This is a genomic window from Sphingomonas plantiphila (genome assembly GCF_046000505.1).
In the GTDB taxonomy this organism is placed as follows: domain Bacteria; phylum Pseudomonadota; class Alphaproteobacteria; order Sphingomonadales; family Sphingomonadaceae; genus Sphingomonas; species Sphingomonas plantiphila.
In genome coordinates, this window is sequence record NZ_JBELQC010000012.1 from 1 (window position 1) to 504 (window position 504).

Below are 504 nucleotides of genomic sequence, written 5' to 3' on the forward strand. Positions count from 1 at the left end.
CAGCATCGCGAACGCCGCGCGTCCGACGCGGCTCTCGGTGCCGGTCAGCGGCAGCACCAGCGCGGTCGACGACAGCGCCAGCGCCAGACCGAGCCCGATCGCGCCGTCCACGCCCTCGCCGAACAGATAGAGGGCAGTACCGATCACCGCGGCGGAGGCGAACAGCTCCGCGGCGCCGACGCCGAACACCATGCCGCGCATCGCCCACAGCCGCTTGAGCGACAGCTCCAGCCCGATCGCGAACAGCAGCAGGATGATGCCGAGCTCGGCGAAGGGCTCGATCGATTCCTGGTGCGTGATGGTGAGGTGGTAGAGCCAGGGGAACTCTGGAACGAAGCGGCCCAGCCCGGCAGGGCCGACCAGCATCCCGACCAGGATGAACCCGATCACCGGGCTGATCCGGAACCGCGCGAAAGCGGGGATGACGAGGCCGGCCGCTCCCAGCACGACGAGGGAATCGCTGAAGGCGGTGGAGTTGAGCGGCAGCGGCATGTCCCATTGTTG

General features: G+C 69.0%; 1 protein-coding gene. It reads right to left on the bottom strand.

Annotated elements, in window-relative coordinates; genetic code table 11:
* A partial coding sequence (locus ABS767_RS17595; protein ID WP_408080791.1) for a cation:proton antiporter domain-containing protein occupies positions 1-492 on the bottom strand: 492 nt, incomplete at its 3' end.
* Between the last annotated feature and the right edge of the window lie 12 nt (positions 493-504).